Source organism: Actinotignum sp. usb-actsch-rep-73 (assembly GCF_059082735.1).
Genome location: NZ_JBHNPV010000056.1, coordinates 39,235 through 47,157 on the forward strand (window position 1 = coordinate 39,235; position 7,923 = coordinate 47,157).

4 protein-coding genes are annotated in these 7,923 nt (G+C 58.9%); 2 read left to right on the forward strand and 2 right to left on the reverse strand.

All coding sequences use genetic code 11. The features are described 5' to 3' along the window. Positions 1-152: 152 nt before the first annotated feature. Positions 153-3,344, reverse strand: a complete 3,192-nt coding sequence (locus AC5RE1_RS03995; protein WP_257878468.1) for an FAD-binding and (Fe-S)-binding domain-containing protein — start codon at positions 3,342-3,344, stop codon at positions 153-155. Between the two features lie 258 nt (positions 3,345-3,602). Here AC5RE1_RS03995 and AC5RE1_RS04000 point away from each other — a divergent pair, with 258 nt between their 5' ends. Then, on the forward strand, positions 3,603-4,853 hold the full coding sequence (locus AC5RE1_RS04000) for a hypothetical protein (RefSeq protein ID WP_006680765.1): 1,251 nt from the start codon (positions 3,603-3,605) through the stop codon (positions 4,851-4,853). Positions 4,854-4,891: 38 nt separating this feature from the next. On the opposite strand, the gene AC5RE1_RS04005 is transcribed toward AC5RE1_RS04000, so the two are convergent. Next, positions 4,892-6,079: an alpha/beta fold hydrolase gene (locus AC5RE1_RS04005; RefSeq protein ID WP_006680766.1), complete on the reverse strand. Its 1,188-nt coding sequence runs from the start codon at positions 6,077-6,079 to the stop codon at positions 4,892-4,894. Between the two features lie 506 nt (positions 6,080-6,585). Between AC5RE1_RS04005 and AC5RE1_RS04010 the strand changes: the two genes are divergently transcribed. Next, positions 6,586-7,875 carry a C40 family peptidase gene (locus AC5RE1_RS04010; RefSeq protein ID WP_006680768.1) on the forward strand — a complete coding sequence of 430 codons (1,290 nt, stop codon included), beginning with the start codon at positions 6,586-6,588 and terminating at the stop codon, positions 7,873-7,875. The last annotated feature ends 48 nt before the right edge of the window (positions 7,876-7,923 follow it).

Here is a 7,923-nt window from a genome sequence, read left to right on the forward strand (position 1 = left end):
GTTATGGTACGCTCCCCTGCGTGCTGCTTTCGAAGTGCCCCAGGAACAGTCGCGGAAGGCTCGTCTCGATCGACGTGGATTCTGTGTATCGCCTCCGCCTCCAAGAGCTCGGCCTGAGGCCGGGAGCGCGTCGGTGTCTCCGCCGGGAGGGCTCAGTCGGCCTTCGGGCCGCACGCGAGGAGGGTCGCGAGGTGGACGCCACCGCGCTCGGCGAGTTGGCCGGCCTGCGTCCTGCAGGAGAATCCATCCGCCAGGTACACGGCATCCGGGTGCTCGCTGAGCGCAGGTAGCAACGACTGCTCTGCGACCGCGACGGAGACCTCGTAGTGTCCCTTCTCCATGCCGAAGTTGCCGGCCAAACCGCAACATCCCGATAGTTGAGTAACCGTCGCACCCAGACGATCCAGTAGCGCGCGATCCGCGTCCCACCCCATGACCGAGTAGTGGTGGCAGTGTGGCTGAGCCACAACTTCAACACCGCTCAGGTCTGGTAGGTTCAACTGTTCATCCGGGACGGTCGCCAGTAGCTCAGCAAGCGTCACAGTATCCTTCGAGACCATCGCCGAACGCGGGTCATCCGCTAGCAGATCCAGCAGGTCATCACGCAAAACAGCAGTACACGACGGCTCCACGCCCACGATCGGGATGCCGTTCGCCGCGAATGGCGCGAGCGTGTCCAGCAGAGTCGCCAGATGCTTCTTTGCGCCCTTCAGCTGGCCCGTCGTGATCCACGTGAGCCCGCAGCACACATCCGGCGCGACGATCACGGCAAAGCCGTTCGTTTCCAGTAGCTCGGTCAAAGCGCGTGCTCCCGTGTCGTCCAGTGTCTGCGAGAAGGAATCCGCCCACACCACCACATAGCGACGGCCATCCGGGTCTGTGGGGGAAATGGGTGTCGCCGATTTCCTGGTTTTGCTCATTGACGAGGCCGGTCGGCCTCCGCCCTGTGACAGCTGGTCGCCAGACGTGGAGGCGACCTCGTCAAGGGGGGAGAAAGCGGACGACACCATCGAAGTTGTGCCACGCTTACGTGCCCAGCGCGAGAACCTGCCCGACTGCAGAGGTGGCATCGGACGACGTGAATCCAACCCGATCAGCCCGAACGCCAGCCGGCGTAGCACATCCACGCCGAGGAGAGCGTTGCCGACCTTTGCCAAACCGGGGATCGACGCCGTCAGGCGCGTCCAGCGTGGCAACCAGCCCAGCGTGTAATGCGACAACGGACGAGCCTTCCCGCGGTAACGGCGGAACAGCGTCTCTGAACGGTACTTCGCCATGTCGACCCCGGCCGGGCAGTCCGAGGAGCACGCCTTGCATGCCAGGCAAAGGTCGAGGGCATCGAGGACTTCCGCAGAATCGATCGCCTGAATCAACTGGCCGTTCGCCGCATCCTGCAGGGTGCGGGCGCGGCCTCGAGTCACGTCCTTCTCGTCCTTCGTCGCCTTCCAACTCGGGCACATGAACGTCCCCGAAATACCCGCGCGACACTTGCCCACGCCCGTGCAACGGTGAATTGCGTTCGTGAAATCGCCGTGATCCTCGCGGAACGCGAAGCCACCATCGGCGGGCATTGAACGCGCCGCGGGACGACGAAGGAAATGATCCACCAGATCAACGCCCGGCTGCGGATCAACGCGCGAAGCCGAGACAGCAACAGCGGCCGGCTTCAGTGAATAGGCGTCACCTAAAGCATGGCGACGTTCGGTTGCGGTGGTCGGGCTCATCGGTGCAGTCAACAAACCCGGATTCATCATGTTGCGCGGATCAAACAGAGCCTTCACCTGTGCAAACAAGTCCAGCATTGCCGGCGAATACATGAAGCGCAACAACTCTGTGCGAGCGCGACCATCACCGTGCTCACCCGACACAGACCCACCGTGCTTCGCGCACAGGGTCGCCGCGCGCTCCAAGAAGCGACGAGTGTGGGCGACACCCTCGTCAGTGTCCAATGGGTAATCAAGACGAACGTGGACGCAGCCGTCACCGAAGTGACCGTAGAGCAGGCCGTCAATGTCAAACTCATCCATCAGAGCAGTGAAATCACGCAGGTACGCGCCCAATTTCGCGGGCGGAACCGCGGCATCTTCGAATCCTGGCCACCCCTGCTCATTGCCTGTGCCGGACGCCGGATCAAACGGCGTACGGCCACCAAGACCGGCACCATCAGCGCGAATACGCCACAAGCGACCCGCATCGTCACCCGGCGGGTAAATCGCGACCGAGTCGGTGGTGGCGCTCGCGACCAAAGCGTGAGCGCGTTCCAGAGAATCCTCTGGCGAGCTTCCGCCGACCTCGCACATCATCCAGGCTTCGCCCGGTGGCAGTTCGGGGACAGTGCCCGGGCCTCGGTGCTGGCGAACAACATCGACGAGGCGCTTATCCATACCCTCAACCGCCAGAGGATGATGCTCCAAAAGTGCGGGCACGTCGTCGGCAACGTCGATCATGTTCGGATAGCCGAGGACGACCAAAACGGGAGACGTTGGCAGGTCAACAAGGCGAACCGTGACCGATAGGATCGTGACCAGTGTGCCTTCGGTGCCCACCAGCATCGCGGCAAGATTACGGTGACCTTCCGGCGTCGCATGTTCCAGCGAATAGCCGGATACTTGGCGTCCGAAGGTGCCAAGCTCAGTGCGGATCAATGCCAGGTTCGCATCTACAAGCTCTGTCAGACCCGGAACTTCGGGAATATCGGGGGCATGCTCGGTGGTTGCCGTGAATCGACGTCCCAGCCCGTCGATGCATTCGAGGGACACGATGTTGTCAGCCGTACGCCCCCAAGCGGTCGCATGTGGGCCGCACGCGTTATTGCCAACCATGCCCGCGATCGTCGCGCGATTCTGGCTGGACGGATCAGGACCGAAACGTAGCCCAAAAGGGGCCGCCGCGGCCTGCAAAGTTGCCTGCACGCATCCGGGCTCAACGACAGCGGTCTTTGCCTTGGGATCAATGCTGACCACATGGTTCAAATAGCGGGTGAATTCGATAATGAGACCTGGGCCAACAGCGTTGCCGGAGCAGGATGTGCCACCACCGCGCGTCGTCACCGGAACGCCGAAGGTGCGCGCCACGGCAAGCGTTGCCTCGACATCCTCGATCGATTTCGGGAACACAATCGCCAACGGTGGAATGCGGTACAGGCCAGCATCCGTGGAAAAGCGCGCGCGAGATCCCGTCGACGTATCTATATCGCCGTCGACCGCTTCGGTCAGAGCCCGCAGAAACTCCGGATCGATCTGGCTTACCGCAGCTTGCCGTGTTGCCGTCCCATTTTTCGGGGCAGGATCGATCGGCGTTGATGAATGCCCGGTTGTAGGGGCTGGATCCCACGTGACGCTCATAGGTGAATCTTCGCATGAGCTAGCCTTTTCACTGCTTTGTCGCATACTTTTTGGCGCCAATGCGTGAATCTGTGTGTTCGCCACGTGGAACAGTCCGTGACGAGGCCCTGAATTTGAGGGGGAGCATAGGCCGTAATTTTTATTGAGCCCCTAGTTTTTGGGCAGTGTTATGCGCCTGCCAGATGTGAAACAATAGGGGGACACTGTCGCCTTTCTCGGCAAGGCGATATGTCCGGTCAATCCAGGGAGGAAACGCCAGTGGCTCTTTTCGAGTTCGACAACGGTCGTCTGGTTCCTGCGCAATTTGGGCGCCCATTGGATTCTGGTTTGACTGGCGACGTTATCGACGCTGTGTGTGGGCAGGTCTTGGAGATTGTTTCCCGCCCGCTTTTCCCAATTACTTGGCGGGATATTGTTCGCGGTTACGAAGAAGACGAAGATTCTCAACGCTTGACTGCCCTCGATGCGACGGGGCAAGTCGTCAGTGTTGAAGTGATTACATACCTTGATTCAGACACCCTCATTAGCTCTCTGTCGCGTTTGGCGGATACTGCTGCCCTGTCGTGGAGTGACTTGGCGCGCGAATACGACGGTGGTCTTGACGCGTTCCGTCATGGGTGGATGCAGTTCCGTGACGCTATGCCACCGTCGCCGGGTGCGGGCCCGCGCTTGATCGTTGTTACCGGCGAAATTGATCCGCAGGTTCGCCCCGCTCTGGACGTTCTGGCGAATTCTGGCGTGGAAGTTCACGAGGTTCAGGTTCGAGTGATGTCCAATGGACGCGTTTTCCTTGATGTTGTGCCCGTTGGCTCGCGCCTGTACATGCACTCGCCAGCCCTGTTGTCCCAAGGCTCCCAAGGCATCAGTGAAATCACGGCTTCCCTCGATGACTCCGGCCATGATGCGTCAGCATTGGAACAGGCACCTGAGAATGATCAACCGGCAGACGACGCGGAATTCATTGCTGCACCCGAAGAAATCGAAATGACGCTCGACGCTGGTGTCTCTGACTTTGTCAACGATGCACTTGCTCTTGTTGCCGGGGGAGTCCGCGCCAACCTTAATGAAACAGACGACGCGGATGGTTTCGACTCCATCGTTACGGATGCCCCGGCAACTAAAGATGAACGTGGCTTCGTTGAACCCGACGATATTCGCCAAGCTCGTGAAGATGGAGTGCCGATCCTAGATGCCACCGCATCGACTCTTCCTATTCTTGGAGCGATTATCGGCCAGGCAGTTCCCCTTGTTGCCCCTCCAACGTTCAAGGTGCCGTCCGACCTTCAACTTGGTGTCGATGGCATGATTCGAAGCGCGCTTGGACAGTGGAACGACGTCGATGAGCTTGAAGAGCTTCTTCCCAACTTTTCTGACGCCTGGAATAACCTCTACATCGCTGACCTTGCGGGACCAACACTTGCCGAGGCCCTTATAGAGGTCAATCGCGAAATGATCCGCGAATACCGCATCGTTCCCGCTTCTTCGGGCATGGGGAAACACGGGCGATGACCCGTATCTGACCGCTCACGGCCTAGTTGCCGGTTGGTTTACTCAACGGGCGTGACGAACGCTCCGATCCAACGTTTCATCGTTTGACGCACATTCGCGCGCACATCCGGGTCGGACAAGAATAGGTCGTGCTTGCCTGGGAAACGAGCAATCGTCACGCAATCAGCAAGATTCATTGAGCGTTCAGCAATCACCTCGACGTCCAAGACAACGTCAGAGGAAAAGATGCGTTCTGACCATTCTTCGCCCGTGTACGACGAGGTCGACATCATGGACAGAACCGGGCATGACAGGTGCACGTCGTTTTCGACCGTGTTGTGGCCATCCAAGATTGCGTCTAACCATGCGACGGGAATCGGATACGACTCCGGGCGCTTCCAGGCCAGCGCATACTCCCAGCCCTTCACCGCTGGATCGTCGGGATTGTCTGCGCACGCTTGTGGCACAGTCAGACCGGAGGTTGCCCAGCCTTGAGTCAGTGAACGCCCGTAGAAGCCGGGGCCACCGCCACCGGGAACTTCCCAGCGAGGGTTGCGTTGCGCGATCCGTTCTAGGACAGGCGCAACCGTCGTCCGTAGATTTGCTAGCGTTTGCATTTCTAACCACGCTGAATTCAAAACTAACGCGTCGAACGCGCCAGGGTGGCGATGCGCCCACAGCGTTGTGATCAAACCACCCGTTGAATGTCCCGACAGGATCAGGGGCAGATTTGGATTCTCTTCGGCAATGATGTCGAGTGCTTCGCCAATCTCCTCGTCGTAGACATTCAGGTTGTCCGTGTAGCCGATCGTTTGCCAGGGGCGAAGTGAACGACCGTATTTGCGCAGGTCAAGCGCATAGAAAGCGGAACCTGCTTCGGCGAACGTCTGCGCCAGCTCAGTCTGGAAGAAATAGTCGTTGCGCCCGTGTAGGTACAGGGTGACGCTCTTCGGGAATGCTTTCGCATTTTCGCTGACATCTGGGTCACGGTGGGGAAGATACTTCACCAGCGTTGCCACGTTGTCGCCCTCGGCATCTGCGATCAGTTCGATCGTCTGTGACTGATAAGCCGGCCCCAGGATGTCGGTGCGCCACTGGCCAACCGGAGCTGGTCCTTCTTCGCCCCAGGGGCTCATCACGTCATAGGTGGGTTCCCCATCTGAAGCGGCGAGACCCTCTAGGTGCTCACTGTCCGCGGCCGCTTCACGAGTGTGAAGTGTGCGTGTCTCGAGATCCTCGTCAGTCATACGACAACCCTACGAGGTTCCGCCAAGTCCGGCAGGACTTCCTGGTGGGCGGGAAGGTGTGCGTCATTCTGAGGACTTACTGCGCAAAAACGGAGACGCGCGACGGGATTTGACGGTGCGGCTCGGTCGAAAATTGCGCATCACCCGTCAGTGCGCGCTGGATGAGGCCGACCTTTGCGGCTGCGAGCGCATTGTCAACGTGACGGTTGAGGCGCAAGGCAAAGCGGTGTGCTACTTGCTCGGCGCGCTTTAGTGCTGGTGCTGAAAGTGACTGACCCGCAGTCAGCGAGGTATCCGTAAGATCACGTGTCCGCCTAAGAGGAGAAAAAGCGCTCTGTTCAGTCCAAGGACTTGTATGACGCGGGGGCGAGATGATGACCAAATATGTTGCTGATGTTGTCAATGTTGTAAATGGGAAAGATGTGAAAATAGTTGCAGGTGTTGCTTTTGTTGTTAAGAGTGACTACTCTCACCACAGGTGCACTGTCTGATGACGATGCTCGTATATGTTCCCGACGACAGGTGAAGTAGTGTTCAACCAGTCAAGACGTTCGCAGCGTCTCCGCTTCCGTGTAGGAGCAATGGTTCTGCTTGCCAGCATGGCGCTGATCGCCCCACAAATGGCGCAAGCTGCCCCCTCAGAAGCGGACATCGCCCGCGCGCAGGCAGAAGAAGAAGCTGCCAAGCTTTCAGTGGCTCAGATCGAAGTTCGCCTTGCATCAGTGAAGACTGAAGCCGATCAAGCATTTCAGGCCGCCCAGGTCGCAGCAGAAGATCTCAACGCAGCCAACATAGCTCTCGAAGAAGCCAAGAACACTGCCAGCTCAGCGCAAGCTGATGCTGATGAAGCAAAAGCGAACTTCGAAGCGGGCAAGAAAGAAATTGCCTCAGTCGCACAGACTGCGTACCGCGATGGCGGATCCGAAATGGATGCCCTTGCCCCCTACGTGAACGCGGATGGTCTGCGCACTGTTGAAACCAAGCAGGCATCAATCGAAGCTTTCTCCGCTTCAGCTGACGCAAAGATGCAACGCGTTGCTGCCCTTCAACAGGTCGCCAACGTCATGCAGAAAGCTGCCGACGAAGCAGTTGCTGCACAAACTGAAGCAACGGCTGAAGTACAGCGACGCACTGAAGCTGCGCAGGCGAGTGCCCAGAAGGCACTCGCTCTTCAAGAAACCACTGAGGCAACCCGCCAAGGTTACCTTGCTGAGCTCGCCCGCAAGCAGAACACCACGGTCGAACTGATCCAAGAACGCGAAGCGGCCCTTGAAGCAGAACGCGCAGCCGCCGCCGAAGCTGCGGCGCGTGCAGCGGCCGAGGAAGCTGCGCGACGTGAAGCAGCTCGCCAAGCTGAAGCGGCGGCGTCAGGCTCATCGTCGTGGACTCCGGAACCGTCATACGAACCGCCAGTCAGCTACCCCGGCTCCGGTGGCGCATCGACTGCTATCGCAACAGCGAAGAGCTACCTGGGCGTCCCCTACGTATGGGGTGGGGCGTCACGAGGTGGTGTTGACTGTTCGGGTCTCACTCAGATTGCGTGGGCATCAGCAGGTGTTTATCTTCCTCACTATTCCAAGTCGCAGTACGACTACGGAACCAAAGTGTCCTTCAATAACGCTCAACCCGGTGATTTGCTGTTCTGGTCGACCAACGGTTCGCAGTCCGGAATTTATCATGTTGCCATTTACTTAGGTGGCGGTAGCATGATCGAAGCACCGGCTCCGGGTAGTAGTGTCCGTATCACCTCAATCTGGGGTTGGAATCAGCTCATGCCGTACGTCGTGCGCTTCTGATACCGGTCATTCTGATCGAGGAATCGAAAGGAAGCTCAGAGCATCCAA

Bases quoted from the DNA above. Each gene is read 5' to 3' on its own strand.
- AC5RE1_RS04010 (WP_006680768.1), top strand. From the start codon at position 6,586: ATGTTCCCGACGACAGGTGAAGTAGTGTTCAACCAGTCAAGACGTTCG.
- AC5RE1_RS04005 (WP_006680766.1), bottom strand. From the start codon at position 6,079: ATGACTGACGAGGATCTCGAGACACGCACACTTCACACTCGTGAAGCG.
- AC5RE1_RS03995 (WP_257878468.1), bottom strand. From the start codon at position 3,344: ATGAGCGTCACGTGGGATCCAGCCCCTACAACCGGGCATTCATCAACG.